This is a genomic window from Streptacidiphilus sp. EB103A (assembly GCF_041261405.1).
In the GTDB taxonomy this organism is placed as follows: domain Bacteria; phylum Actinomycetota; class Actinomycetes; order Streptomycetales; family Streptomycetaceae; genus Streptacidiphilus.
The window spans coordinates 16,530-40,591 of sequence record NZ_JBGCAQ010000025.1 but is presented as its reverse complement, the minus strand read 5'-3'; the positions used below and the strand labels follow the sequence as shown (position 1 = coordinate 40,591).

24 protein-coding genes and 4 tRNA genes are annotated in these 24,062 nt (G+C 70.1%); 16 read left to right on the top strand and 12 right to left on the bottom strand.

Going from position 1 to position 24,062, the window contains the following annotated elements:
- The first annotated feature begins 9 nt into the window (after nucleotides 1-9).
- The 6 genes from ABH941_RS33905 to ABH941_RS33880 all read left to right on the top strand — a co-directional run bounded on the left by ABH941_RS33905 (nucleotide 10) and on the right by ABH941_RS33880 (nucleotide 3,603).
- A complete protein-coding gene (locus tag ABH941_RS33905) occupies nucleotides 10-606 on the top strand; it encodes a hypothetical protein (protein ID WP_370133495.1) in 597 nt (198 codons plus the stop codon).
- A gap of 481 nt (nucleotides 607-1,087) precedes the next feature.
- The gene (locus tag ABH941_RS33900) at nucleotides 1,088-2,716 is read left to right on the top strand and encodes a TROVE domain-containing protein (protein ID WP_370133493.1); all 1,629 of its coding nucleotides are present in this window, start codon (nucleotides 1,088-1,090) and stop codon (nucleotides 2,714-2,716) included.
- 88 nt (nucleotides 2,717-2,804) lie between these two features.
- Nucleotides 2,805-2,880, top strand: a tRNA-Met gene (locus ABH941_RS33895).
- Between the two features lie 94 nt (nucleotides 2,881-2,974).
- Nucleotides 2,975-3,047: transfer RNA gene (locus ABH941_RS33890), tRNA-Leu, on the top strand.
- A gap of 10 nt (nucleotides 3,048-3,057) precedes the next feature.
- Nucleotides 3,058-3,131 (top strand) — tRNA-Leu (locus tag ABH941_RS33885).
- A 64-nt stretch (nucleotides 3,132-3,195) separates the two neighbouring features.
- Complete coding sequence (locus ABH941_RS33880) at nucleotides 3,196-3,603, top strand: SRPBCC family protein (protein ID WP_370133491.1); 408 nt, start codon at nucleotides 3,196-3,198, stop codon at nucleotides 3,601-3,603.
- A 28-nt stretch (nucleotides 3,604-3,631) separates the two neighbouring features.
- Here ABH941_RS33880 and ABH941_RS33875 read toward each other — a convergent pair whose 3' ends face one another.
- Together ABH941_RS33875 and ABH941_RS33870 are read right to left on the bottom strand one after the other, a co-directional pair.
- Entirely contained in the window at nucleotides 3,632-3,913 is a 282-nt protein-coding gene (locus tag ABH941_RS33875) for a hypothetical protein (RefSeq protein WP_370133489.1), read from the bottom strand.
- A 60-nt stretch (nucleotides 3,914-3,973) separates the two neighbouring features.
- Nucleotides 3,974-4,225, bottom strand: coding sequence for a hypothetical protein (locus ABH941_RS33870; protein ID WP_370133487.1), 252 nt, complete (start codon nucleotides 4,223-4,225; stop codon nucleotides 3,974-3,976).
- A gap of 249 nt (nucleotides 4,226-4,474) precedes the next feature.
- Between ABH941_RS33870 and ABH941_RS33865 the strand changes: the two genes are divergently transcribed.
- Nucleotides 4,475-5,212 carry a dienelactone hydrolase family protein gene (locus tag ABH941_RS33865; RefSeq protein ID WP_370133486.1) on the top strand — a complete coding sequence of 246 codons (738 nt, stop codon included), beginning with the start codon at nucleotides 4,475-4,477 and terminating at the stop codon, nucleotides 5,210-5,212.
- Nucleotides 5,213-5,257: 45 nt separating this feature from the next.
- Here the strand turns inward: ABH941_RS33865 and ABH941_RS33860 are convergent, their stop codons facing one another.
- A complete protein-coding gene (locus ABH941_RS33860) occupies nucleotides 5,258-5,914 on the bottom strand; it encodes a TetR/AcrR family transcriptional regulator (RefSeq protein WP_370133485.1) in 657 nt (218 codons plus the stop codon).
- Nucleotides 5,915-5,985: 71 nt separating this feature from the next.
- Between ABH941_RS33860 and ABH941_RS33855 the strand changes: the two genes are divergently transcribed.
- The 3 genes from ABH941_RS33855 (at nucleotide 5,986) to ABH941_RS33845 (ending at nucleotide 8,424) form a co-directional block, all read left to right on the top strand.
- Nucleotides 5,986-6,588, top strand: coding sequence for a peroxiredoxin-like family protein (locus ABH941_RS33855; protein WP_370133484.1), 603 nt, complete (start codon nucleotides 5,986-5,988; stop codon nucleotides 6,586-6,588).
- 184 nt (nucleotides 6,589-6,772) lie between these two features.
- On the top strand, nucleotides 6,773-7,615 hold the full coding sequence (locus ABH941_RS33850) for a hypothetical protein (protein ID WP_370133483.1): 843 nt from the start codon (nucleotides 6,773-6,775) through the stop codon (nucleotides 7,613-7,615).
- A 59-nt stretch (nucleotides 7,616-7,674) separates the two neighbouring features.
- A complete protein-coding gene (locus ABH941_RS33845; protein ID WP_370133482.1) occupies nucleotides 7,675-8,424 on the top strand; it encodes a cyclopropane-fatty-acyl-phospholipid synthase family protein in 750 nt (249 codons plus the stop codon).
- Between the two features lie 17 nt (nucleotides 8,425-8,441).
- Here the strand turns inward: ABH941_RS33845 and ABH941_RS33840 are convergent, their stop codons facing one another.
- Nucleotides 8,442-9,065, bottom strand: coding sequence for a TetR/AcrR family transcriptional regulator (locus ABH941_RS33840; protein WP_370133480.1), 624 nt, complete (start codon nucleotides 9,063-9,065; stop codon nucleotides 8,442-8,444).
- A gap of 106 nt (nucleotides 9,066-9,171) precedes the next feature.
- Between ABH941_RS33840 and ABH941_RS33835 the strand changes: the two genes are divergently transcribed.
- The gene (locus ABH941_RS33835) at nucleotides 9,172-9,903 is read left to right on the top strand and encodes a hypothetical protein (protein WP_370133479.1); all 732 of its coding nucleotides are present in this window, start codon (nucleotides 9,172-9,174) and stop codon (nucleotides 9,901-9,903) included.
- Between the two features lie 22 nt (nucleotides 9,904-9,925).
- Nucleotides 9,926-10,014 (top strand) — tRNA-OTHER (locus tag ABH941_RS33830).
- Between the two features lie 345 nt (nucleotides 10,015-10,359).
- On the opposite strand, the gene ABH941_RS33825 is transcribed toward ABH941_RS33830, so the two are convergent.
- A complete protein-coding gene (locus ABH941_RS33825; RefSeq protein WP_370133477.1) occupies nucleotides 10,360-10,893 on the bottom strand; it encodes a Clp protease N-terminal domain-containing protein in 534 nt (177 codons plus the stop codon).
- A gap of 254 nt (nucleotides 10,894-11,147) precedes the next feature.
- Here ABH941_RS33825 and ABH941_RS33820 point away from each other — a divergent pair, with 254 nt between their 5' ends.
- A complete protein-coding gene (locus tag ABH941_RS33820) occupies nucleotides 11,148-11,792 on the top strand; it encodes an HAD domain-containing protein (RefSeq protein WP_370133475.1) in 645 nt (214 codons plus the stop codon).
- Between the two features lie 17 nt (nucleotides 11,793-11,809).
- Here the strand turns inward: ABH941_RS33820 and ABH941_RS33815 are convergent, their stop codons facing one another.
- The 3 genes from ABH941_RS33815 to ABH941_RS33805 form a co-directional block, all read right to left on the bottom strand.
- On the bottom strand, nucleotides 11,810-12,481 hold the full coding sequence (locus ABH941_RS33815; RefSeq protein WP_370133474.1) for a helix-turn-helix transcriptional regulator: 672 nt from the start codon (nucleotides 12,479-12,481) through the stop codon (nucleotides 11,810-11,812).
- A gap of 117 nt (nucleotides 12,482-12,598) precedes the next feature.
- The gene (locus tag ABH941_RS33810) at nucleotides 12,599-15,001 is read right to left on the bottom strand and encodes an FtsX-like permease family protein (RefSeq protein ID WP_370133472.1); all 2,403 of its coding nucleotides are present in this window, start codon (nucleotides 14,999-15,001) and stop codon (nucleotides 12,599-12,601) included.
- The gene (locus ABH941_RS33805; protein WP_370133471.1) at nucleotides 14,998-15,696 is read right to left on the bottom strand and encodes an ABC transporter ATP-binding protein; all 699 of its coding nucleotides are present in this window, start codon (nucleotides 15,694-15,696) and stop codon (nucleotides 14,998-15,000) included. Before ABH941_RS33805 ends, ABH941_RS33810 begins: the two co-directional genes overlap by 4 nt.
- 324 nt (nucleotides 15,697-16,020) lie before the next feature.
- On the opposite strand from ABH941_RS33805, the gene ABH941_RS33800 reads away from it, so the two are divergent.
- Together ABH941_RS33800 and ABH941_RS33795 are read left to right on the top strand one after the other, a co-directional pair.
- The gene (locus ABH941_RS33800) at nucleotides 16,021-17,343 is read left to right on the top strand and encodes a sensor histidine kinase (RefSeq protein ID WP_370133469.1); all 1,323 of its coding nucleotides are present in this window, start codon (nucleotides 16,021-16,023) and stop codon (nucleotides 17,341-17,343) included.
- A gap of 24 nt (nucleotides 17,344-17,367) precedes the next feature.
- A complete protein-coding gene (locus tag ABH941_RS33795; protein WP_370133467.1) occupies nucleotides 17,368-18,051 on the top strand; it encodes a response regulator in 684 nt (227 codons plus the stop codon).
- An 81-nt stretch (nucleotides 18,052-18,132) separates the two neighbouring features.
- Here ABH941_RS33795 and ABH941_RS33790 read toward each other — a convergent pair whose 3' ends face one another.
- The 4 genes from ABH941_RS33790 to ABH941_RS33775 form a co-directional block, all read right to left on the bottom strand.
- Nucleotides 18,133-19,674 (bottom strand): hydrolase, encoded by a 1,542-nt coding sequence (locus ABH941_RS33790; protein ID WP_370133466.1) that lies wholly within the window; start codon nucleotides 19,672-19,674, stop codon nucleotides 18,133-18,135.
- A gap of 225 nt (nucleotides 19,675-19,899) precedes the next feature.
- Nucleotides 19,900-20,415: a hypothetical protein gene (locus tag ABH941_RS33785; RefSeq protein WP_370133465.1), complete on the bottom strand. Its 516-nt coding sequence runs from the start codon at nucleotides 20,413-20,415 to the stop codon at nucleotides 19,900-19,902.
- A gap of 101 nt (nucleotides 20,416-20,516) precedes the next feature.
- Nucleotides 20,517-21,245, bottom strand: coding sequence for a CPBP family intramembrane glutamic endopeptidase (locus ABH941_RS33780; RefSeq protein WP_370133464.1), 729 nt, complete (start codon nucleotides 21,243-21,245; stop codon nucleotides 20,517-20,519).
- Nucleotides 21,246-21,478: 233 nt separating this feature from the next.
- Nucleotides 21,479-23,005, bottom strand: coding sequence for a glutamate--cysteine ligase (locus tag ABH941_RS33775; RefSeq protein WP_370133462.1), 1,527 nt, complete (start codon nucleotides 23,003-23,005; stop codon nucleotides 21,479-21,481).
- Between the two features lie 378 nt (nucleotides 23,006-23,383).
- On the opposite strand from ABH941_RS33775, the gene ABH941_RS33770 reads away from it, so the two are divergent.
- Nucleotides 23,384-23,965 carry a hypothetical protein gene (locus ABH941_RS33770; RefSeq protein WP_370133460.1) on the top strand — a complete coding sequence of 194 codons (582 nt, stop codon included), beginning with the start codon at nucleotides 23,384-23,386 and terminating at the stop codon, nucleotides 23,963-23,965.
- Nucleotides 23,966-24,062: the final 97 nt, after the last annotated feature.

Below are 24,062 nucleotides of genomic sequence, written 5' to 3'. Positions count from 1 at the left end.
TTCGACGGGATGACCGGGACGCAGATCGTCAATGCCGCGGATGCCACGCTCAAGACGGTGCCGACACTACGGTTGCAGGGCACGATGACGGACTCCGGCCAGCAGATGAGGATGGATCTGACCATCGTCCGCGGCGTCGGATGCACCGGGACTGTGGGCGAGGGCAGCCAGGGCACCATTGCGATGGTGGTCCTGGGTAAGACGGTCTGGCTCAAAATGGACGCCACCTTCCTGAAGAGCATGGGCAGCAGTGCAGCCACAAAGACCCTCAGCGGCAAGTACGTCAAGACGAAGACGAGCGGCTCCTCCCTGTCCAGCGTCGCCAGTTTCTGCGACCTGGACAGCTTCGCCAAGTCCGTCAAGAAGGAGACGGACACCTACACCAAGGGCGGGCTCAGCACGGTCAACGGTGTCCAGGTGATCGCCCTCACCGACACGTCCGACAAGTCGGTCCTGAGCGTCACCACTGCAAAGCCGCACGAGGTCGTACGTGCCACCGGCACGGCCACCGAGCCAGGGCTGATGAACATGGAGTACAGCGCTGGCGTCAAAATCACCCCGCCGCCCGCAGCCGAGGTCGTCGATGGCTCCAAGTACGGCCTTTAGCAGCGGTCGCTCCGACCGCGGTCCCTGCTGCGCGGGCAACCACTGACCCGCGGATAATCCAGTGCCGTGCTGTGCCCCAAGTCCGGTACCGTGGGCGGCGTCCAGGTGCGAAGGCGGGGGTTACTTCCACTTTCCATGGTGAGGTCGCGGGTTCGAATCCCGTCATCGACTTCGGGTCGGTGTGGCTCAGTGGCCAGAGCGCATTGTCACCTCCACCGACTCTGACCTCTGGACGTACAACTTCATCTGCACCTCCCGGTGCGACGACCCCGGTTCCTTCCTCCAACGAAACCGACCGGTGTCGACCTTGATCTCGGGAGGACCTGCATCGGGGGTGCCCGGTGCGCAGGCAACGGATACTCCTTGGAGCCGAGGCCACCGCACATGTGCGGCCCGACGCTGTGAAAAGACCCACCGTCGCCGACTTTTGACCTCGGGCACCCCCACGGCACGTCTTCCCCTCCGTGTGAGGGGCTCTTCCATGTCTCGCTTCAACACCCGTACCGCCGCGCCTTCCGGCACCTCGCCCGTGGGCACCACTGGGCAGACCGTCGAAACCTTCGAGGGCGGCACTGGATACCTCCGTGACGCGAAGTCCGAGCTGTTCCTTCTCGCGGTCGCCAATTTCGTGGGCACCGACACCTTCTACGAGAGGGGCGGTGACCGCGACGACCGCTACACCCAACTCGTCCGACACCTCGCGGTCGAGGACCCCGTGTGGACCGATGGTCTGCTCCGCTGGCTCCGTGGTGACGGCAACATGCGCACCGCCTCGCTGGTCGGCGCCGCCGAGTTCACCAAGGCCCGCCTCGACGCGGACCGGCCGGGCGCGTCCCGGCAGGTCATCGACGCCGTCCTGCAGCGCGCCGACGAGCCCGGCGAGCTCCTCGCCTACTGGACCGCACGCTACGGGCGCAACCTGCCCAAGCCGGTCAAGCGCGGCATCGCCGACGCCGTCCGTCGGCTCTACACCGAGCGGGCGCTGCTCAAGTACGACACACCCAGCAAGGGATACCGCTTCGGCGACGTCCTCGAACTCGTCCACGCCGCCCCTGCCAAGCCCTACCAGCACGACCTGTTCAAGCACGCCATCGACCGCCGCCACGGCCGCGGCAACGACATTCCCGCACAGCTCAGGATCGTCCGCGCCCGCGAGGAACTGTTCGCGCTGCCCGTCGAGGAGCGACGGGCCGTCCTCACCCAGGTCCAGGGGGTCGAGTTCCTCGCCGACGCCGGCGTCACCTGGGAGGCCCTTGCGGGCTGGCTCCAGGGACCGATGGACGCCCAGGCCTGGGAAGCGATGATTCCGTCCATGGGGCTGATGGCACTGACCCGCAACCTGCGGAACTTCGACCAGGCCGGGGTGTCCGACGCGGTGGCCGCCGACGTCGCGGCGAAGCTCGCCGACCCGGAGCAGGTCGCCCGTTCCCGGCAACTGCCCATGCGGTTCTACTCCGCCTACAACGCGGCTCCTTCGCTGCGCTGGGCGTGGCCGCTGGAGCAGGCCCTGACCGCGTCGCTCGCCAACATTTCCCAGTTGGACGGCCGCACGCTGATTCTGGTGGACACCAGTTCCTCCATGCACGCCGGGTTCTCCAAGGACGGCACGCTGATGCGTTGGGACGCCGCGGCCCTGTTCGGCATAGCCCTGGGCCGACGCTGCCAGGACGCGGACGTCGTCTCGTTCTCGTCGGCGCAGTACTACGTCAACGACAAACCCGGTGCGAAGGTCAAGGACTTCCCCCTGGCGAAGGGCGAGTCGGTGCTCAGCGCGGTGAAGCGGTGGAAGGACGGCGGCTGGTTCCTCGGCGGCGGCACCGATACGGCTGCAGCGTTGCGCGTGACCTTCAAGGGGCATGACCGGGTGGTCATCGTCACCGACGAGCAGGCGGGGGCGGACCCTGTCGGGATCAGCCACTCCATCCCCGAGACCGTGCCGATGTACACCTGGAACCTGGCCGGCTACCAGGCGGGTCACGCCCCGTCAGGTGGTCGGAACCGGCACACCTTCGGCGGCCTGACCGATGCCGCTTTCAGCATGGTGAGTTTGCTCGAAAGTGGCCTCAACGCGAAGTGGCCGTGGGAACAGAACCCAGCACAAGCAAGGTGAACAGATCGGCCGTGCTGGACCACGAATTCTGGGACTGCACGGCCGTTAATTCGTTGGCTCTCGGATCGCTCGCTTCCTACGATGAGTGAGCGGGTTGGCGCAGTCGGCAGCGCGGGGGCCTCATAAGCCCTAGGTCACGGGTTCGAATCCCGTACCCGCCACCAAGCGTTGAGTGCTGGGACACGAGTGGGGTTGTAACCCCTGCGCCTTCGGGCTTGCGAGGTTCGATTCCTCGGCAGCGCACGGTCATTGCACCAAGGCGTCGTACCCCAACGGCAGAGGGAGCCGGTTCAGGACCGGTCCAGTGTGCGTTCGAATCGCACCGACGCTACGCATGACATGGCGCTGTGCCCCAACTGGCAGAGGGGGCGGTCTGAGGGACCGTCGGTTGCAGGTTCGATTCCTGTCAGCGCTACGGAGGGCCGACGTGACCGATTCGTTCAAGACGGTGTCGGCAGCGGCCCGATAACGTCGCTGCCATGGACACCACGGCCTCGGATTCACTGCACATCAGCACGCACATCGACCGGCCCGCCCAAGAGGTCTACGACTACGCCTCGGACCCGTCCAATCTGCCCGCATGGGCTCCCGGGCTGGGCAGCTCCGTCGAATTGGTCGACGGGCAATGGATCGTGGAGTCGCCCATGGGGCGGGTCGTGGTGGCCTTTGCCGCCAGAAACGAGTTCGGCGTACTCGATCACGACGTCACCCTGGCCTCGGGCGAGACCTTCCACAACCCGATGCGGGTGACCGTGAACGGCACCGGGTGCGAGGTGGTGTTCACGCTTCGCCGCCAGCCGGGGACGAGCGACGAGGACTTCAAGCGCGATGCGGATGCCGTGTTCGCCGATCTCATCGCGCTCAAGCGGGTGATGGAGCGCGGGTAGAGCCCCGTCCCGGGCCGGGACACCGCCGTCAGCGGGCGCGAGGCGCCTCTCGGGCACGGGCGTCCTCGCGGAGCAGGCCCAGCAGATACTCGCAGGCCGGTGACTCGTCCCGGAAGCGGCGGAGCCAGGAGCAGCTGCCGCGGCCCCAGTGGTAGGCGATCCAGTCGGCGCCGTCGCGGTCCAGGCAGTAGGCGTTGTCAGGGAGGCCGCCGTCCAGGCAGTAGGCGTTGCGCCGGATGCCCTCGGCCTCCAACAGCGCTCGAAGCTCTTCGCGGTCCACTGCGGCCTCCCGCTCCTGGGTGAAGGTCACTCTCCGGACACCGGGGAACAGCGCGGGTCCGCGCTACGGCCGGACGGGCGACGGCACGGGTCAGCTGCGCGCCGGACCTGAGTTCTCCTCCACGGTCACCGCGCTGTCGCCGAGGAACCGCACCTGGTCCAGCCGAACCCCGTACTCGTCCGCGACAGCGATGACGTCACGCCTGGTCCGGACCACGACCTCGGCGCTCAGAGCGTGCTTCCGGGGGTCGTAGACCTGCATCACGACATGCTTCGGATCGGCCTCACCTTCGACCTCATCCTTGATCCACACCTTCGCGGTACGACCGCTCACGTCGTCCATGATCCGATCATCCGACGGCGCGCAGTTCCTCGCGACCCAGCAACCAGTCACGCCGCGTAACTAGGTGTGACCGCGAAAACCCGTTGGCGGGCCACGGCGACTGCTGATACCTTGCCGGAGGCCGTGCGAGAGAACGAGGAGGTGGTACCCGTGAACGCAGTATCGACATGGGTGCTCCCCTCCGGGGTCATGGTCGGGCGATAGGTCGTCCGGGAGCGCCGTTCATGAGCACTCCCGAAAGGCACGACCATGCGATTCACTTCTGAGCAGCGTTTCGACGACGGCGTCCTCGAACGCGAATTCACCCTCGGCGAGATCCCCGGCACCCTGTGGACACCAGGCTCTGCTGGGTCTTCCGGGGCTGAACCCACCCCGCTGATCCTGATGGCCCACAACAACGGCCTGCCCAAGGGGGAGGCCCGACTGGTGGCCCGGGCCCGGCACTCCGCGGCGTACGGCTACGCGGTGGCCACCATCGACGCTCCCGGGTGCGGCGACCGGCCCCGTTCCGCCGTCGACGAGCAGGCGCGCGCCGACCTCCGCCGGGCGATGCAGGCCGGCGAGCCGGTCGATGGGATCTTCGAGTCCTTCATCGGCCCGCTGGTGGAAAAGGCGGTCCCGGAATGGCGGACCACCCTGGACGCCCTCCTTTCGCTGCCCGAGATCGGCGGCCCGGTCGGGTACTCGGGGTGGACCGCCGTCGGCATCCGCCTTGCGGTGGTCGAACCGCGCATCGCGGCCGCCGGTCTCTTCGCCGGGGGTTACGTGCCCATCGCCCAGCGCGAGGAGGCCCGGCAGCTCACCGTTCCGCTGCTGTTCCTGCTGCAGTGGGACGACGAAGGGAACCCCCGGGAACGGGCCCTGGACCTGTTCGACGCCTTCGGCAGCAAGGAGAAGACGTTGCACGCCAATCTGGGCGGGCACGTCGGTACCCCGTGGTTCGAGGTGGAGGACGGAGACCGGTTCTTCGGCCGGCACCTGAAGTGAGGCCGGGCGGTCAGGCCAAGATCAGGCGATAGGCGGCGGTGATCCTCACCTGGCCGCTCCGCTCCCGCACGGGAATGCCTCGTCCGGGGGCTGCCTCTCCAGCCCCCGGAGCAGGATGGCGAAGCCCTGCCCGAACTCCTGCTCCGGAGGGACGGAGCGGGCGTCGCGGGCGGTGGCGGCCAGGTGCGGGTAGTCCGCCGAGGGCAGCTGGGCGATCGCGACGGTGCCCGTCCCCGACAGCGGTCCGAAGTGCTCGACCTGGATCGCACCGATCAGGTAGCTGAGCATGCAGCGGAATGCGACCACCCGCTGCGCTCCGGAGAAGCCCGCCTCCGTCAGGACGCCCAGCATGGCCTCGCCCCAGGCCAGCGAGGCCATGGAGTCATGCCGGTGCAGCAGGAGCAGCGGCACCACCGAGGGGTGTGCGGCGACGGCCGCGCGGACCCGTTCGACCAGCAGCGTGAGCCGCTCGGTCCAGGGCGCCTCCGGCGGGGTGGCGAGCTCGGCGGCGGCGAGGACGCCGGCCACCACCAGGCCCTCCAACTGCTCGCGGTCCTGGACGTAGCGGTAGAGCGCCATCGTGCTCATCTGCAGCTCGCTGCCGACCGCGCGCATCGACAGGCCTGCCAGTCCGTCCCGGTCGATGACCGCGAGTGCGGCGGCGGCGATCTGGTCGTGCGTCAAAGAGCGGGGGCGCGGCATGGCTTGACAGCGTACAACATACGCGCATAGCGTCGTAAGCGTACGCCATACACCTATGAGGGGGCGGCACCATGTCGATGGGAGTCAAGGGCACCACGGACAGGAAGTTCCAGCCGGGGGACGTCATCACCGGGCGCTCGCTCGACACCGTCACCGGCGAGCGCGTCAACCTGCCGGACGCCGACGAGCGGCTGACGCATCTGCAGTTCCGGCGCTTCGCCGGCTGCCCGATCTGCAATCTGCACCTGCGCTCGATCGCGGTGCGCCACGAGGAGATCCGGGCAGCCGGGATACGCGAGGTGGCCGTCTTCCACGCCGGCGCGCCGGCGTTGCTCCCGCACGTCGCCGACCTGCCATTCGCCGTCGTCGGCGACCCTGGGAAGCGGTTGTACCGCGAGTTCGGCGTCGAGTCCGCACCCCGTGCGCTGCTCGATCCCCGGGTCTGGCCGATCCTGGTGAGCGCCGTGGCCCATGGACTGTGGGCGGTCCTGCGCCGCCGAGGACACCTCCCCGCCGCCCGACCCTCCGGCGGCCGCCTCGGCCTGCCCGCCGACTTCCTGATCACGGGCGACGGACGGATCGCCGCCTGCAAGTACGGCAAGCACGCGGGCGACCAGTGGTCGGTCGACGACCTGCTCGGCCTCGCCGCCGAGGAGCACCGAACCACCTCATGAGCGACGGCCGCACACCTCTCGGACGCCACTGATCAAAAGTGGATCAGTACCCGCAACGGTCGGTGCAATTACCGATCATGTGCGGGTCGCTCCTGGCCGGCCGAGCCGGACTTCGAAACGCTGCCCATGCCAGGGCGGCGATGATGTCACCCGGCTCGTCGTACCCGACCGGGAGGCCCCCAGCATGACCACACCGCAGTGGAAGCAGCTCACCGACCACGTCATGTCCATCCCGGAGCGGGTGTACGAGACCTGGGTGAGCGGCGAGGGCTGGGACAACCGGACCCGGTTCGGGCAGGAGTACGGCGAGGACGGCGTGAGCTGGTGTGCGATCTTCGACTGGGACATGTTCCATGACGTGGGCCTGGACGCGATCGTACCGAAGGTCGACAACGTCTCCGCGATCGCCGCGCACGCCAAGGCGAACGGCCAGTGGTCGGAGTACCCCAGCGTCGGGGCCGAGGTCGACTTCGGCGACGGCGCGCACACCGAGATCGTCGTCGGCTTCGACGCGGCGAACGTCTACACCAAGGGCGGCAACAGCATCCAGAGCGGCGCCGTCGACAACGGTCAGGGCAACGGCGTCTGGAGCCACGCGCACGCACGCACCAGCACGTATGTGACCGGCTACTTCGCACCGCGCTTCCCGGACGGGCAGTGCCCGCCGACCGCCGATCCGCACGACTACCGGGGCGGCACGGCGGTCGCGTCCTGGCGCTGGTCCGGCCCGTCGGGCCCGGCGGTCACCGTCAGCCTCGCCAACGTCATCGACTCCGCCCACCGCGACGGACCCGCCCCGCAGGGCAGCGCCGCCCACCGCGCCGACGTGCTCCCGGTCGAGCAGGCCCTGGAGTCCGAGGGGCTGCTCCCCGCCCAGCGGGTCGACGGCTCCTTCGGCACCGACACCGTGACCGCCTACGCCGCCTGGCAGCGCCGCCTCGGTTTCAGCGGCGCCGACGCCAACGGCATCCCCGGACAGGCCAGCCTGACCACGCTCGGCAGCAAGCACGGCTTCAGCGTCAGCTAGCCCGGCCGCCGCCGAGAAATCCACTCGCTCGAACCGGTCGGGATCACTACGGTCCGTCCATGACCAATCCCTCCGGCTTCGGCTCCGGCAGCCGTCTCACCTTCAACTCGCCCCTGTCCGGCGGGCGCGCGGACCGGCTCGTCGGCGACCTCGCCGCGGGGCGACCCGCCACCGTGCTCGATCTCGGCTGCGGCTGGGGCGAGTTGCTCCTGCGCGTGCTGGAGGCCGTGCCCGGGGCGCACGGCGTCGGGATCGACACGCACGGCCCGGATCTGGAACGCGGGCGTGCCAACGCCGCCCGACGGGGACTCGCCGATCGGGTGACCTTCGTCGAGGCGTCGGCCGCCGACCATCCCACCACCGCGGCGGACCTGGTCCTCAACTCGGGCGCCTATCACGTCTTCGGCACCGTGTCCGATGCGCTCGACGCTCTCCGTCCGCTGGTGAACCCCGGTGGACGGCTGCTGTTCGCCGCCGAGATCTGGGAACGGCCCCCCACCGCCGAGCAGCTCGCGAAGATGTGGCCGGGCATCACCGAGGACGCCTGCCTGTACCTTCCGGATCTCGTCGACCTGGCCGTCAGCGCCGGCTTCCGCCCGCTGCGGGTCGAGACCGCCACCCGCAACGAGTGGGAGGAGTTCGAGTCCGGATTCATGGCGGGTTCCGAGGAGTGGCTGCTCGCCAACGGCGACCACCCCGAAGTCGACAAGGTGCGTTCGCAGTTGGACGAGCACCGGGCCAACTGGCTGCGCGGCCACCGCGGTGTCCTCGGTTTCGCCTTTCTGACCCTGGGCGTGCCGACCGCGTGACGGCGACGGCGAGACAGCTACGTGCCCGCCGCCTCCTCCCGTTCCAGCGCGCGGACCAGGGCCTCGAACCCCGCGTCGGCCCCCGCCATGTCCCCGTTGCCGGTCGCGCGGTCCATGACGAAACCGCGCAGGGTCGCCAGGATCATCTCCGCGACCTCTAGTTTCCGTTGGTCGGACCAGCCCTCCGGGCAGATGGACAGCAGCGAGGGCAGATACTGCGTGGTCGCGCCCCGCCCGAGTTCCGCGTAGCGCAGCGGGTCGTACATCGCCAGGCCGATGGCCTGGTCGAGAACCCGCCGCAGCCCGTTGTCCTCCCCCATGAGGACCGGCCAGATGGCACGCACCCGGCCGACCAGCGTCTGCCGGTCCGAATTCCCGGTGCCGGCCAGCGCGTTGTCGATCAGCCGTCCGCGCAGTTGGAAGACCGCCTGCTTGAGCAGGTCCTCCACCCCGTCGAAGTAGTAGAGCAGCACCTTGTGGGTGGTGCCGGCCGACCGTGCGGCGCGGCGCAGCGAGAAGTCCACCAGACCGTTCACCGCGAGGTCGTCGGTGACCCGGTCGAGCAGGTCCCGGCGCCGAGCCTCGCCGCGCCGCGATCCCGTCGAGCGCCGATAACCGACCGTCACGTCGGCAGAGTCCATGGTCGGACGTCCTCTCGAAGTTGATGCGCGACCGATGATGCCAGGCCGCCCGGAAGCCCGATAAATCCCAACTGCCCCACGCGATCTCCGTGCTAGCGTTCGACCCGTGACCAAGCTCAATCAGATCATCGCGGTGGAGAAGGGCGTCAAGTCCAAGTCCTTCGCCGACCTCACCCAGGCGCATCACGACGTCCAGAAGACCGCGCTGCTGGCCGGCATCTCCCGGACCTACCAGCCCAAGGACGAGGAGGGCGACCAGTTCCCGCCCGAGTCGACCCGGGTCCAGGTCAAGGCCGAGGACGTGCTCAGGTCCACCGCCGCCACGCTGACCCGCCTCTTCGACGTCACCGCGACGAAGGACTGGGCCAACTGCACGGCCAAGGCCGACGTGGTGGTCGACGGCAACGTCATCGTCGACGGCGCGCCGGTCAGCTATCTGCTGTTCCTGGAGAAGCAGTTGGTGGATCTGCACACCTTCGTGAAGAAGCTGCCGGTGCTGGACGCCTCGGAGGCCTGGTCGCGGGACGAGTCGACGGACTCCTGGCGCACCGAGCCGACCCGGACCATCCGCACCCGCAAGGTGATGCGGAACCATGTGAAGGCCGAAGCCACCGAGAAGCACCCGGCGCAGGTCGAGGTCTACACGGAGGACGTCGCCGTCGGCTACTGGACCACCGTCAAGTTCTCCGGAGCCCTGCCGGCCAAGCGGGTCAACGACCTGCTGGAGCGGGTGGAGAAGCTGCAGCAGGCGGTGAAGTACGCCCGCGAGGAGGCCAACGGCGCGGAGGTCACCGACCAGCGCGTCGGTGGCAGGGTGTTCGGCTACCTCTTCGGGTAGCCCCACAGTCCCCCCGTCTTCGGGCGGGGTGCGCGAGGAGCGCAAGCTGAACCTGAAGCTTGTCGTGACCGACGCGGTCCAGTGGAGGTTCGACTCCTCCCCCCGGCACCAGCAGGCCGGGGTAGCCCAAGCTGGCAGAGGCAGCCGTGATCAATCTCAGACTCTCGCTCCAGATTCAGCATTCGCCGCCGAGCGCCAGATCGAACGAGTGCGGACGACCATCGTCGGATGCCGGTTCAAGTCCGGCCCCCTGCTCCAGCGTGCAGAGGTAGTTCAAAGGCAGAACACGGCGATTTGAAAATGATCCGCAACTCTTAAATGTGCTGGCGCCAGCAATTGGGTGGCATCACCAGAGGCCCGGGAGATGGATACCGCTCCCGGGTCTCGCCACACCCGTCCCCCTTCGTCCCGCCCCGTTCACCCCAACCCCCGGATCCACCCCGCCCCCAGAAGCGTTCAGCGCTGCCGTGCCCGGTCGGCCACCGCGGACGGGTCCGCGCCCGCGCCCTTGAGCATCTTCGCGGCCCGGCTGTCCGGGTCGGAGGCGAGTTCGGCGAGCAGGTCCAGCGGGTCCGCCTCCGCGGCGTCCCGCAGCAGCGCGGCGACCTGGGCCCGGTCGACGGCGGCCTCCGCGGCATCACTCAGTCCTGGCGGCAGCGCGAATCGCTGCCTGGGTATGCCGACGCCGTCGTCCGCGCTCTCCCCCTCCCCCTGCAGCCAGTCGCGCCCGAAGCCGATGCTGCGCTGGGCCAGATACCCCATCAGCCGCGTTGCCTGGGTGGGCAGCGGAGCGGCCAGGCCGAGCACCTGCTCGTCGCATTCGAGCAGGGCGTGCAGCAGATGCCCGCTGTCGATCTCGACGTCACCGGCACGGACGGCCCGGCGGCGGGCGCGCGCCAGGACGGGCGCGAGCGCACCCGCCGGTTCAGGGCGTCGGCGCCCGCGTTCGGCGCCGCGGAGATCTTCGGCGCCATGGAGGTCAGGGAACACGTGGTCCACCACATCGTCAGCAGGGACGGGGCAGATGAGCAGCGGCCGGCAGCCGGTCGCCACGTCGAAGTCTGCTGCGCAGCGTGAGCAACAGTCAACCCACAGATACGATCGTCCCACCGTCCACTCCCCTTTCCCGGGCCGCCCGCAGGCGTCGCCCGCTCCCCCAGGGCCGTCCCCAACTGCCGTGTTCCACAGGTGCGCTACCCCTTGCGCCGCCATTCGCCATCCGGCGCACGGTTGCACGACCGGGCGTGCGGCAACACCCCGCGCCCCCGATCGACCGCAACCACGGCCGTCCGCGACACGTCGGACACCACAACGGTCACACCCGTACCGCGCCGCCGCCGTTCCCGGAGCCCTCCATCGATCCCTTACCAGCGCCGCGCCTCACCGCCGGATCCGCAGCCGCCGGATCCGCGCGCCACCGAGCGGCCCGTACCGACAAGCCGCTGCTGTACCTGGACGTGGACGGCGTGCTCAACCCCGTCTGCCCGCGCCCCGAGGGCGACTTCACGATCTACCGGATCCAGGGCAGCACGGTGCTGATATCCGCCCGGCACGGCGCCTGGCTCCGCGAGCTCTCCGAGGTCTACCAGCTCGTCTGGGCCAGTACCTGGGAGGCCTACGCCAATCTCTGCATCGCGCCGCTGCTGCACCTTCCCGAGCTGCCGTTCGTTCCGGTGGGACGCCGGCCGGGCGGCGACTGGCTGCCGATCGTGCGGCATGCCGCGGGCCGGCCCTTCGCCTGGGTGGACGACCTCATCCCGGACGCCGTGCTGCGGGACAGCGAGGCCCGGGCCGACCGGTTACTGCTTCCGGTCGACCCGGGCCAGGGTCTGCGCCGATCCCATGTGGACCGGCTGTTGCGCGAGCCCCCGATCCGCCCCCTGGTCTGACGGGGACGGTCACCGGGTCACGCCTCCTCGGCGAGGATCAGATAGAGCTTCTTGCGGGCGTCGGCCAGCACCGCGAGCGCCTTGGTGCGCTGCTCGGGGCTGCCGGTGAGCACCACCTGCCGCAGTGCGTCCTGCACCGCGCCGCCGGCCTGGCCGAACTCCCTGACGATCTGCCAGTGCTCGCCCTGCCCGGCCTCTTCCCACGGGGCCTCGGGGCCGTTGTCGGCCTCGGCCCGGCCGGTGTCGGTGAGCTGGAACAGCTTCTTGCCGCCGGTCTCCTCACTGCTGATCAGTCCCTCCTCCTCCAGCATCTGGAGGGTGGGGTAGACCGATCCGGGGCTGGGCTTCCAGCTGCCGCCCGAGCGCTCCGCGATCTCGCGGATCATCTCGTAGCCGTGCATCGGCCGGTCCTTCAGCAGGGCCAGCAGCGATGCGCGGACGTCGCCGCGCCGGGCCCGGCCGCCATGACGGCCGCCGCGCCCACCGGGGCCTCCGCCCCGGAAGGGACCGAAGCCGGGTCCGAACGGTCCCGGGCCGAAGCCGGGCCCTCCGGGGGGCGGGCCGAACCCGCCGAACGCCTGCCGGAACTCGGCGCGCGGACCGCGCCCCCGGTGACCGTGTTCTCCGCGCCCGCCCCGGCCGGGTCGGCCTTCGGGCTGCGCGCCTTCGAATGGAATTCCTGAACGCATGATCTTCGTCCTTTCATGAACGACTTGTATCGAGTGGTCTCGATGCCTCAACGATATATCGGTAGTAGTCGTTCGGCAAGGCCGAATCTCAAGATCTTCAGCGACCGGTGACCGGGGCTACTCGGTCCGCAGCGCCGTGGCCGTCCGCGCCTTCGCCGCCCAGCCGGCCGGCAGCATCGCCCCGCAGACCGCGACCGCCACCCCGCCCACCCCGAGCAGGACCAGCTCCAGCAGCCCGTAGACGTCCTGAACCTGCGCCGGGGTGCCGCTGCCCGCCGCCCGCATCACCAGCGGGATGATGAAGTCGTGCAGCGCGAGCCCGGCCGGGACGCCGATGGCCGCACCGACCAGCCCGGCCCCGGCCACCGAGGACAGCACCTGGGCCACGGTCTGCCCCGGCGTCATCCCGACCGCCTTGCAGACCCCCAGGTCGTGAACGCGTTCCCGGGTGTCCAGGACCACCGAGTTGAGCACCCCGAGCCCGGCGACCGAGACCAGCATCAGGGTCAGCAGCACCGACATGGCGTCGAAGGCGACCACGGTGGGGTTCAGGTGCCCCGCCTGGGTGGCCTCGACCTGGGCGTCGGTCGACTGCAGCGCGGTGCGCAGTGCCGTGACGTAACCCGCGACATCGGTGCCCGGCTTGAGCACCACGTCGTAGAAGTCCGGGTGCAGCCCGGGCTGGGCCCCGGCCAGCGTGGCCATGTCGGTATTGATGGTCAGCCCGGCGTTGCCCGGGTCGAAGTCCTCGCCGACGATCCGTACCGGCACCTTGACGCCCTGGTCGACCAGGGTGACGGTGTCGCCGACCCGGGTACCGGTGGTGGCGAGGAAGTGCGTCGGCACCACGATCTCCCCCGGACCGTCGAACCAGCGGCCGGAGATGAGGGCGAAGGCCTCGGCCCCGGACGGCCCCTGGTACAGGCGCACCCGGATCGTCCCGGTGCCCCCGGCCACGCTGACGAGGCCCTGGCTCTGCCCGATGGTCCCGGCCGTGCCCGGCTGGGCCTGGATGGTCGCACGCACCTTCGCCGGGTCCGCGGGGGACGCGGCGACGCCCTGGGGCACCGGCCCTCCGCCACCGCCGATGAACACCGACACCGGGATCGACTGCTGGGGGTGCCTTGCGCTGGTCACCGCGCTCGCGGAGGAGGTCAGCCCGATCGCGAAGGTCGCCGCCGTGGTGCCGAACACCACCGCGGCCAGCAGCGCCGCCGAGCGGACCGGACGGGCGAAGGGCGAGGCCAGCCCGAGGGTCACGGCCCTGGGCAGCGGCAGCCGGGCCGCGAGCCGCTGCGCCCACCGGCCCCGGCCGGTACGGGGCGCGCGCCCCACCGCGAGCGCCTCGACGGTGCGCAGCCGGCCCGCCCGCAGGGCGGGAACCAGCGCCGCGAGGGCGACCAGGACCAGCGCCGCGGCCGGCACCGCCAGGTCGATCCACCAGGTGACCCCGGACGAGCCGCTGCCGTACATCTGCGCGGCGTCGCCCATCAGCGGCATCGCCAGCAGATTGCCGAGCAGGACGCCCAGGAGTGCGCCGACGGCCGAAGGGATCAGCGCCTGCGCCAGATACGCCCGGACCACCTGACCCGGTGTCAGGCCGATCGACTTCAGGATGCCGATCCTGCGGATCTGCGCGCCGACCGCCCCGCTGACCACACTGGCGATGATGATCACGGACATCAGCAGGCCGAGCACGCCGAAGGCCAGCATCACCGGCACGAACAGTGCGGAGTTCTCGTCGGCCGCCAGCTTCACGTCCAGGTAGGACTGAGCGCTCACCATCGCGCCCTTGGGCAGAGCGGCCGCGATCGCGGCCCGGTCGGCGTTCAGCTCGGCGGTGGTCGCCGCGGAGCTGAAGCGGTAGAGCATCTGCGCGCCGGCCGCTGCACCGGAGGTCCGCAGTGCGTCGATCTCGCCCGGAACCACCCAGCCGTCCGCGCTGTCGGTGACCGACGAGGCGAGACCGACGATGGTCAGGGTCGGGCTCCCGGCCGCGCTGGAGGCCTTCATGGTGCTGCCGACCTTGGTGTCGGGACCCACCGAGTTCGCGTTGGTGGAGAGCACGATCTCCCCCGGCCCGGTCGCCCAACGCCCTGACCGCAGGGTGATGTCATCGACGCCGCCACCGGCCGTGGGCCGCCCGACGATGGTCTCGGCCTGTTGGAGGTCGGCGCCACCGGGACCGGGCGGGTCGATCTGCACCACCTGGTACGGGCCCGAGCTCGCGGTGACCCCGGCCAATCGCCCGGTGGCCGCGATCTGTTCGGACGTCGTCCTGCTCTCGTCGAACTGCGCGGTCAGCTGTGAGCCGTGCTGCCGCGCGAAGGCAGTGTCGAACGGCGCGGACGCACCCGCCATCAGCGACCCGGCCACCACCGCGGAGGCCACCGCCATCAGCACCGACAGCGTCATCACGACGGTCTGCACCCGCCGCCGGCCGACCCGGCCCAGCCGGATCCGTCCACCGCTGCCGCCCTTGTGACGGCCCCACTTCATACGCCCGGTGCTGTCACTCATCGGACGACCTCCGCGTTCTTGCTGCGGTCCACCGCGACATGCCCGTCCACCAGCTGGATCGTCCGCTCGGCGCAGGCCTCGGCGAGAACCAGATCATGGGTGACCAGGACGACGGTCTGGCCGCTGCGGTGCAGATCGACCAGCAACTGCCGTACCTCGTGCCCCGACGCGGTGTCGAGCGCCCCGGTGGGCTCGTCCGCGAGCAGCAGGGCCGGGCGGTTGATCAGCGCCCGCGCCACCGCGACCCGCTGCCGCTCCCCGCCGGACAGCCGCCCCGGATAGGCGTCGGCGTGCCTGGTGATGCCCAGCACCCCCATCAGCTCGGCCGCCCTGGTGGCCGCCTTCCCCCGTGCGCTGCCCGCGAGTTGGGCCGGCAGCAAAATGTTGTCCAGCACCGTCAGGTCGTCCAGCAGGTTGAAGAACTGGAACACCATCCCGATCCGCTCGCGCCGGAAGCGCGCCAGCGCCTTCTCGCCGAGTCCGTCGATCTGCAGTCCGCCGACGGACACCCGGCCCTCGTTCGGCCGGTCCAGCCCCGCGACCAGGTTCAGCAGGGTCGACTTGCCGCTCCCCGATGGACCGGTCACCGCCACCGCCTCTCCCTCGGCGACAGTCAGTGTCACCGGCCCCAACGCCGGTGCACCGGCGTTGTCGTAGCGCTTGACCACGCCCTCCAGTTCGATCACATTCGCCATGCCCCGGCCCGTCCCTGTCATCTCGTCCAGCTGTCGTCGCCGCGGCTGTCCCCCGGCAGCAACGACGTTAGGAGCGTGGCCTGTTGGGCCGCATCGGCCGTCGAAGCGACCTTTCCTCGGCCGCACGGACGACCCCGGCCGGGGGTCATCCCTGCGATGTACTCCGCGCGGCGGCCGGAATGATCAGCCAGATGGATGCGCCCGCAGCCAGAACTGCCGCAGAATGACGCCATGCTCCAATTCCCCGGGGGGCGACCCCCCGTACCCCCACGTGAATACGTGGTCGGCGGCCTCCGGCGCACGGACTTCGCAAGGAGAGGCTGAATGGAACTCGTAGGAGGGCGTGACCTGCGCCGATATCTGCGCACCGTGCTGCGTCCCGAGGGGCAGGCCGTCCGGCTGCCGCGCTGGTCCCAATGGGCCGACGCGGTGTTCGCGGTCCTGGTCGCCGTCCTCGTGCTGCTCTCCATGCGCCACAGCGTGATCGCCTGGCAGGGGGTCGAGCCGGCGTACCCCACTGCGCCCACGGCTCCGGTCCCGCCGCCGGCATCGGACCTGACGGCCGTCCCGGCCAGCCCGGACTGGCATCAGTACCTCACCGGCGCTGCGGCCGGCCTGGCCCTGGCGGCGCGGCGGCGGTTCCCGCTCGCCACCTTCTGGGTGGTGCTGATCGCTCTGCGCGCCGACAACTTCCTGCCGGTCGCGGTCACCCTGCTGATCAGCGGCATCGCCATCTGCGCCGCCGTCCTGCACAGCCGCAACCTGGTCCCGGTGCTGGGGAGTTTCACGCTGGCGGCACTGCTGACCACCACCATGTTCAAGAGCGCCGCCACGGCCGTGCCGCCGGTGCTCATCCTCATGCTGGTCCTCGGCCTGCTCGGCGGAACCACCCGGCTCTGGCGCATGCGGGTGGCCGCCACCCAGCTCCGGACCGCCGAGATCCAGCAGGCCCAGGAGGCGGCGATGCGCCAGGCCGTCGAGGAGGAGCGCTCCCGGATCGCCGGCGAACTGCACGATGTGGTCACCCACAACGTCAGCGTGATGGTGATTCAGGCCGGCGCGGCCCGAACGGTCCTGGACACTTCGCCGGAGCTGGCCAAGGAGGCGATGCTCGCCGTCGAGGCCGGCGGCAGGGCGGCGATGGCCGAACTCCGGCACGTCATGGGCCTGTTGGCGGCCTCGGGAACCGGCCCGCAGAAGAGCCTCGGCGACGGCCGCCCTTCGGCGGACGAGCTGGTGCCGCAGCCGGGCCTCGGCCAACTCCCGGCCCTGGTCGACCGGGTCCGCTCGGCCGGGATCCCGGTCGCCGTCTCGGTGTCGCTGCCGACCGAACCACTCATGTCAGGCATCGATCTGACGGCCTATCGGGTGGTCCAGGAGGCACTGACCAACACCATCAAGCACGCGGTCGGCGCATCCTCCTCGGTCACCGTCGGCCACTCCGGCGGACTGCTGGAGATCGAGGTCGTCGACACCGGCGGCACTCCGGGATTCCAGTCCCTGACCGGCAACAGCCGCGGCCTGCTCGGCCTGCGCGAACGGCTCGCCGTCTACGGCGGAACGCTGGACGCCGGGCGTACGATCAGCGGCGGCTACCGGGTCCAGGCCCGCATCCCCCTGGAACACAGCATGAGGCAGACCGTATGAGGCAGAGAGTATGAGGAGCACCGCGTGACCCAACCGCCCCTGCGCGCCGTCATCGCCGACGACCAGGCGCTGGTCCGCACCGGCTTCGGGATGATCCTGGCCGCCGACGGCATCGAGGTGGTCGCCGAGGCCGTCAACGGAGCCGACGCCGTCGCCGCGGTCCGGCGTACCCGGCCCGACGTGGTCCTCATGGACATCAGGATGCCCGAGCTGGACGGCCTGGAGGCCACCCGGCAGATCATGGCGGGCGGCGCGGACGGAACCAGGGTCCTCATCCTCACCACCTACGACCTGGACCACTACGTCTATGCGGCGCTGACCGCCGGCGCCAGCGGCTTCCTGCTCAAGGACGTCACCCCGGAGCACCTGGTCGCCTCGGTCCGCCTGGTCCGCTCCGGCGACGCCCTGCTCGCCCCGACCATCACCCGCCGGCTGATCGAGCGCTTCGCACCCCGGGACGAGGCCAAGTCCACCGTGCACCGCGACCTCTCCGAGCTGACGCCCCGTGAGCTGGAGGTGCTGCGGCTGCTGGCCACCGGCCTCAGCAACGCCGAGCTCGCCGACCGGCTCACCCTCAGCGCGACCACGGTGAAGACCCATGTGGCCCGGATCCTCTCCAAACTCGGGCTGCGCGACCGGGTCCAGGCGGTGGTCCTCGCCTACGAGACCGGTCTGATCTCCCCGGGCGGACCCTCGGATCCCGTCTGACGGAGCCTCAGCAGGCCGCAGGGCGCGGGCCGGCCACGGAGTGGCACAGCCCGCGCCCGCGGGGAGTCAGGACGACGGTGATCAGCCGACGTTCAGCGCGGTGTCGTCCACGACGAACGAGGTCTGGTCGACGCTGTCCTCGGCTCCGGTGAACTTCAGGGTGACGGTCTGTCCGGCGTACGAGGCCAGGCTGAAGCTGTGCTGGGTGTACCCGGAGGCGGCGTCCAGGTTGGAGTAGGTGGCCAGCGTGGACAGCACCGTGCCCGAGCTGTTCAGCACCTGGACCTTCAGGGTGTCGTAGGCCGTGCTGGTGGTGGTCTCCGCGGTGTCGATGTGCAGGTAGAAGCTGAACGCGTAGCTGGAGCAGCCGCTCGGCAGGGTCACCGACTGGGCGAGGGTGTCGGTGGTGGTGGTGCCGTAGCCGTCGAGCCAGGCGTCGTAACTACCGGTGCGCGCGGGCTCCGAGGTGCCGCTGTAGATGCTGCTGCTGTCGTTCACGACCCACGGCGAGGCGGAGCCGGTCTCGAAGCCGGAGTTGCCGAGCAGCTGGCTGGAGGTGCAACTGCCGGTCGCCGTGGCGGTGGCGGTGGGGCTGGCCGAGGCACTGGCGGAGGCACTCGCCGAAGCACTGGCGGAAGCACTGGCCGACGCACTCGCGGAGGCAGTGGGCGAGCTGGTGGAGGTGGTGCCGCTCGCGCCCGCGAGCCAGGCGGTGGCGTTCAAGGCAAGAGCGGGGTTGGTGCCGGCGGTGTCGTTCCACCCGTCGTGGAGGGACTTGCCCGACTCCCCGGTCCCGTCGTCGGCTGCGGAGCTGTCGCCCCAGATGGCGACCTTCCCCGAGCCGAAGGTGCTGGTGGTGAAGAACGCGCCGGTGTTGCCGCTGTAGCCGGTGCGGTAGAGCAGGCCCTTGACCGAGGAGTTGTCGGCCGGCTTCAGCGTCTCGGTGGTGCCGTTGTAGATGTTGCTGCTCTTCACCGTGCCGAAGCTGCCGTTCAGCACGGGGTCGGTGCTGTCGGTGATGGCTTTCGGGACGTCCTTGACGATGTTCAGCAGGTCGACGGAGAAGCCGAAGGGGTCGTTGCTGTCGACGGTGTTGTTGGTCATCAGGTCGTTGATGATGGCCGGGGAGTCGTAGCCGTCGTTGTTGCGGTCACTGCCGGTGTGGTCGGAGATCAGGAACAGGCCGCCGCCGTTCTTCACGAAGTTCATCAGCGCGGTCTTCTCCGCGGCGGTGAACAGCGTGTTCGGCTCGTCGATGACGACGGCGTTGAAGTTGCTCAGGTCCAGGCTGGCGCTGGTGCCGTAGCTGAGCGCGCTCTTGGTGGTCTTCAGGCTGTACGAACCGGTCTTCTGCAGGGCGACGCCCCAGCTGGAGAGGGCGCCGGTCCAGTCGCTCTCGACGGACGGGTTGGCGTTCTCAGCCAGCGGGTCGGGCATGCTGGTGCTGATGATCCAGTCGGCGTTGCCTGCGGTCTCCGCGTGGCCGTCGTCGAACAGCACGTTGTACTTGGTGGCCGCGTGCGCCGTGGGGGCGATGGCGGTGACGCCCACCAGCCCGGCACCGATCGTGATGGCTGCGGCGAACACAGCGACCAGCCGCCGATCCTTACGAACACCCGTCATGAGTGCATCCTCCGTTTGGAGTTGACGACGCGTCGGACGGGAGTATCCGCGCGTAGACTTGGAGTATTCGCGCGTAGATGCAGCCATGGATAGGTCTCGTGGGTTAAGAATTCTTGACGATCACATGACATTGCAGGTCGAAGCTTGACGCCGGATACCTACGGAAGCGCCGTCAGCGTCCTCGACCGAGGGCTGACGGCGCTTCCGACGGCGAGTCGGCCTCCGTCACTCCGGTGTGGCGTCAGCCGGCGGCGCCGTGTCAGGTCCCTGCTCGCGCACGTCCCGGACATGCCGCAGCGCCTCGCGCAGGTCGCCGAGCCAGGCGTCGGCGTTGTCGCCGACCTGGCGGACGCACCAGGCCAGCGCGTCGCTGCGGCTGCGGGCGACGCCCGCCGCGACCAGGGTGTCCAGCACCTGCCGCTCGGGCTGCCGCAGCCGGGTCATCGCCGGGACGGCGAGGTGGGTGAACATCACCCGCTCGTCCCCGTGCAGCACACCCCAGGACACCTTGCGCCCGTAGCGCCGCTCGGCCTGCTTGGCCACCGCCATCCGCTCGCCCCGGGTCCGCTCCCGGAACTCCGCCACCGCCCGCTCCGCGGACTCCCCAGCCGGAATCCGGCCGACCACCGTGATCTCCTCACGGTCGGCCTGGATCTCCGGCGTCTCCTCGAACAGCCCCTCGGGCAGTCGCTCGGCGAACCACGCCGCCACCGACTCCCCGGTCCTGCCGCTACCAGTCATGAAATCACCATTACATGATTACAGGGCCTGGCCAAGAGCTCGGCCCGGGACCGTGCTGAGCCCTCAGCGAACAGGTGCCGAACACGTACCGCGGCACCCGGTCAGGTCGGCAGCCAGCTCACATGCCCGGCCAGCAGCACGTACCCGACAAACGCCACCGTGTCGATCAGCGTGTGCGCGATCGCCAGCGGCGCGACCCGCCGCCAGCGCTGGTAGAGCAGGCAGAAGATCACGCCCATCACCACGTTCCCGAGGAAGCCGCCCACCCCCTGGTACAGGTGGTACGACCCGCGCAGCAGCGCGCTCGCGGCGACGATCGCGGGCCAGGACCAGCCCAGCATGGACAGCCTGCGGATCATGTATCCGACCACGATCACCTCCTCCACCACCGCGTTCTGCGCGGCGGAGAGGATGAGCACCGGGATCCGCCACCAGACGTCCGGCAGCGAGCTGGGCACCACGGTGAGGTTGAAGCCGGCCGCGTGCGCGCCCAGGTAGAGCAGCAGTCCCGAACCGCCGATGCCGGCGGCGATCAGCACACCGCGGCCGAAGTCCCAGCCGGGCCGGGTGAGGTCGAAGCCGAGGTTGCGGAGTGACGCGCCCTCACGCAGCAGCAGGTAGCCGACCAGCACCACGGGCACCAGCGGGGTGACGATGTCGAACAGCTGCCAGCTGAGGTCCAGCCAGGGCCGACCCGGCGCGAGCGAGCCGTTGAGGGTCGCGGTCTGGGTGTTCAGCGCGGCCGGCGCGGTCAGCGACCCGATGAAGCTGATCAGCGCGCTGACCCCGCTGGCGCCCAGCGACAGGCCGAGCACGATGAGCAGTTCCACACCGATCAGCCGGCGAGTCAGTAGGACCGGCGCGGGAAGGGTGTCAGTGGTACTCCAACCTCCCGGGGGGCGCCCCCCCGTACTCCCGCGCGACCCCCAGCCGGTGATCCTCATGCGGGCACGCTCTACGAGGCGAAACGGAGTGGTCACGAGGTGTCGTCTCCCACGCGGGCGCTGGCAGGCTGGACGGTCGGATCGGACGATCATCGCACAGCAGCCTGGGCCTGCCGCCGTCAGCGCACCGGCCAGGTGTGCACCGGCTCGCCCAGCCGCATCAGCTCCATGTAGCGCACCGTCATCCGCTCCAGCGCGGACCGGCGGTCGAGCCCGCCCTGGTCGCGCAGGTCGTGGAAGACGGCGCTCTGCCACGCAGCTCCGTTCATCCCGGTCCGGCAGCGGTCCTCGACGATCCCCAGGTAGCGGTCCCGGTCGACCGGTTCCAGGCCCCAGGCGTCCAGCCCCTGCCTGGCCAGCGGCAGCAGCTCGTCGCGGACCAGGTCCCGCACCGGCACCCTGGAGACCCCGCCCCCGGCCCGCACGGCCGGCCCGCGCGCCCCGAAGCGCCCTCCGCGCGGCCACCACAGCGAGGCGTCCAGGCCGTGTCTGGCCGCCTGGTGGAAGTTCTCCGCGGCCAGCGCGAAGGGCAGCCGGTTCCAGACCGGCCGCGGCTGGTCCGCCAGAGCACGTACGAGTCCGTAGTAGAAGGCCGCATTGGCGAGGGTGTCCACCACGGTCGGTCCGGCCGGGAGGGCCCGGTTCTCCACCCGCAGATGAGGTACTCCGTCGGCGACGTCGTAGACGGGGCGGTTCCAGCGGTAGATGGTGCCGTTGTGCAGTCTCAGCTCGCGCAGCCCCGGGATGCCGCCGGCCGCCAGCACCTTCAACGGGTCCTCGTCGTCGCAGATGGGCAGCAGCGAGGGGAAGTAGCGCAGGTTCTCCTCGAACAGGTCCATCGGCGAGTCGATCCAGCGCTCGCCGAACCAGGTGATCGGCCGTACGCCCTGGACCTTGAGCTCCGCCGGACGGGTGTCGCAGGCTTGTTCGAAGAGGATCGGCCGGGTCTCCCGCCAGAGCTCCCGCTCGAACAGGAACGGCGAGTTCGCGCCCAGCGCGACCTGGGGTCCGGCCAGGGCCTGGGCGGCGTTCCAGACCGCGGCGAAGCGGTCCGGGGTGACCTGGAGGTGCAGCTGCAGCGAGGTACAGGCGGCTTCGGCCACGATCGAGATCGAGTCCACCCGCATCCGCTCCACCCCGTCGATGTCCAGGGCGATGTCCTCGCCCCTGGCGGCCAGGATGCGGTCGTTGAGCAGCTGGTAGCGGTCGCCCCTGGACATGTTGTCCAGCACCGCGTGGTCGCTGGTCAGGGTGGGCAGGATGCCCACGGTGACGATCCGCGCGCCCACCTCCGCAGCCTTCCGGTCGGCGTAGCGCAGCCCGGTGTCGATCTCCTCCCGGAGGGTCTCCAGCACCCGGCCGCCGAGCCGGTGCGGGGCGATGTTGACCTCGATGTTGAACCGGCCCAGCTCGGTCTGGAAGTCGCCGCTGGCGATGGCCGCCAGCACCTGCTCGTTCAGCATCGCCGGATGCCCGGACTCGTCCGCGAGGTTGAGCTCGATCTCCAGGCCCATCACCGCTCTGGGACGGTCGAAGCGCCGCTCACCCAGCATCAGTTCCAGTGCCTCCAGGCACTGTCGGAGCTTCCTGCGGTAGAGCTGGCGGTCCGCCAGATCGGAGCCTGCGGCGGCGACCTTCTCCCCCATACGCGATGTCCTCCTCGGTCGGCGTCGGCGCAGGCATCATGCCCAGCCTGGAGATCGATAGCCCGCTGACGGGGCATGTGCCAACCTCACGTTGTGTATACGAACGTCCTCAAACCTGCCTTGCGGCCCCATACGGTGGGTAGTAGAAGAGTCACGGCGCGCATCCGTTCGTATAGACTCGCCCCCACGGGTGAGTGCGAATGCCTCTGACCGCAAACTCGTCCGACCGCTCGTCCGCATCGAGCACCCGATCGATCAACCGCATCAGCGTCTGAGCTCCCCCGGAGCCCGGTGCCCTCCCCTCGCACCGAAGGCTTCGCTGTACGTCTCCGCTCCGCCTGTCTCTGCCTTGAGAGGCGATCCCTCATGCCACTGACGATGCCCCAGCCTCCCGCCGCCGCCCTGCGAGCCGTCCGCGCCGCCCTCGACTCCCCGACCGCGGTCCGCGCGCTGCACACCACCGCCGGACGCCGCCGCGGCGGCGTGCCGGTGGCCTCCCACGCGCTCCCGGTCCACCTCCTCGATCCGGCGACCGCGACGGCCGCCACGGCGAGCAGCGCCGCCCTGGCCGAGACCAGGCGCACCGGCTGGCGGTTCCTGGTCATGGACGGCGACGAGGTGGTCGCGGCGGCCGAGACCCGTTCCACCGAGGCGGGGCACGGCTTCTCGCACTTCGCCGGCGGCCCCTACCCGCTGGCCACCCTGCGCGCCCTGAGACAGGCCAGGAAGCACACAGCTGCGTCACAGACCGTGTTCCTGCCCCGGTTGCTCTCCGTGCCCGGCCACTACATGACGGCGCTCTGGCTGCACCCGGTACTCGACCGGGCGCAGAGCGCCGACGTACTGATCCCGCTGGCCCCCGCCCCCCTGGGGATCACCGCGCACCTGCCGCACGACGCGGACGAACTGCTCTCGCTGCTCTCCCTCGGCGGCGGAAAGTTGCTCACCGTGACCACCTGAGTACCGGCGTCACTGCTGTCTCACCCGAAGTGACCATGCCCAGCATGGTCACTTCGGTGTGCCCCGACGTCCGAAAGGGTGGTCCGTACCCGAGTCC

What these genes read in the sequence shown, in the direction of transcription:
- ABH941_RS33770 (WP_370133460.1), top strand. Translation starts at nt 23,384, where the DNA reads ATGCCCCAGCCTCCCGCCGCCGCCCTGCGAGCCGTCCGCGCCGCCCTC.
- ABH941_RS33810 (WP_370133472.1), bottom strand. Translation starts at nt 15,001, where the DNA reads ATGAGTGACAGCACCGGGCGTATGAAGTGGGGCCGTCACAAGGGCGGC.
- ABH941_RS33865 (WP_370133486.1), top strand. Translation starts at nt 4,475, where the DNA reads ATGCGATTCACTTCTGAGCAGCGTTTCGACGACGGCGTCCTCGAACGC.
- ABH941_RS33870 (WP_370133487.1), bottom strand. Translation starts at nt 4,225, where the DNA reads ATGGACGACGTGAGCGGTCGTACCGCGAAGGTGTGGATCAAGGATGAG.
- ABH941_RS33845 (WP_370133482.1), top strand. Translation starts at nt 7,675, where the DNA reads ATGACCAATCCCTCCGGCTTCGGCTCCGGCAGCCGTCTCACCTTCAAC.
- ABH941_RS33855 (WP_370133484.1), top strand. Translation starts at nt 5,986, where the DNA reads ATGTCGATGGGAGTCAAGGGCACCACGGACAGGAAGTTCCAGCCGGGG.
- ABH941_RS33840 (WP_370133480.1), bottom strand. Translation starts at nt 9,065, where the DNA reads ATGGACTCTGCCGACGTGACGGTCGGTTATCGGCGCTCGACGGGATCG.
- ABH941_RS33880 (WP_370133491.1), top strand. Translation starts at nt 3,196, where the DNA reads ATGGACACCACGGCCTCGGATTCACTGCACATCAGCACGCACATCGAC.
- ABH941_RS33775 (WP_370133462.1), bottom strand. Translation starts at nt 23,005, where the DNA reads ATGGGGGAGAAGGTCGCCGCCGCAGGCTCCGATCTGGCGGACCGCCAG.
- ABH941_RS33785 (WP_370133465.1), bottom strand. Translation starts at nt 20,415, where the DNA reads ATGACTGGTAGCGGCAGGACCGGGGAGTCGGTGGCGGCGTGGTTCGCC.
- ABH941_RS33790 (WP_370133466.1), bottom strand. Translation starts at nt 19,674, where the DNA reads ATGACGGGTGTTCGTAAGGATCGGCGGCTGGTCGCTGTGTTCGCCGCA.
- ABH941_RS33905 (WP_370133495.1), top strand. Translation starts at nt 10, where the DNA reads ATGACCGGGACGCAGATCGTCAATGCCGCGGATGCCACGCTCAAGACG.
- ABH941_RS33800 (WP_370133469.1), top strand. Translation starts at nt 16,021, where the DNA reads ATGGAACTCGTAGGAGGGCGTGACCTGCGCCGATATCTGCGCACCGTG.
- ABH941_RS33815 (WP_370133474.1), bottom strand. Translation starts at nt 12,481, where the DNA reads ATGCGTTCAGGAATTCCATTCGAAGGCGCGCAGCCCGAAGGCCGACCC.
- ABH941_RS33850 (WP_370133483.1), top strand. Translation starts at nt 6,773, where the DNA reads ATGACCACACCGCAGTGGAAGCAGCTCACCGACCACGTCATGTCCATC.
- ABH941_RS33860 (WP_370133485.1), bottom strand. Translation starts at nt 5,914, where the DNA reads ATGCCGCGCCCCCGCTCTTTGACGCACGACCAGATCGCCGCCGCCGCA.
- ABH941_RS33900 (WP_370133493.1), top strand. Translation starts at nt 1,088, where the DNA reads ATGTCTCGCTTCAACACCCGTACCGCCGCGCCTTCCGGCACCTCGCCC.
- ABH941_RS33805 (WP_370133471.1), bottom strand. Translation starts at nt 15,696, where the DNA reads ATGGCGAATGTGATCGAACTGGAGGGCGTGGTCAAGCGCTACGACAAC.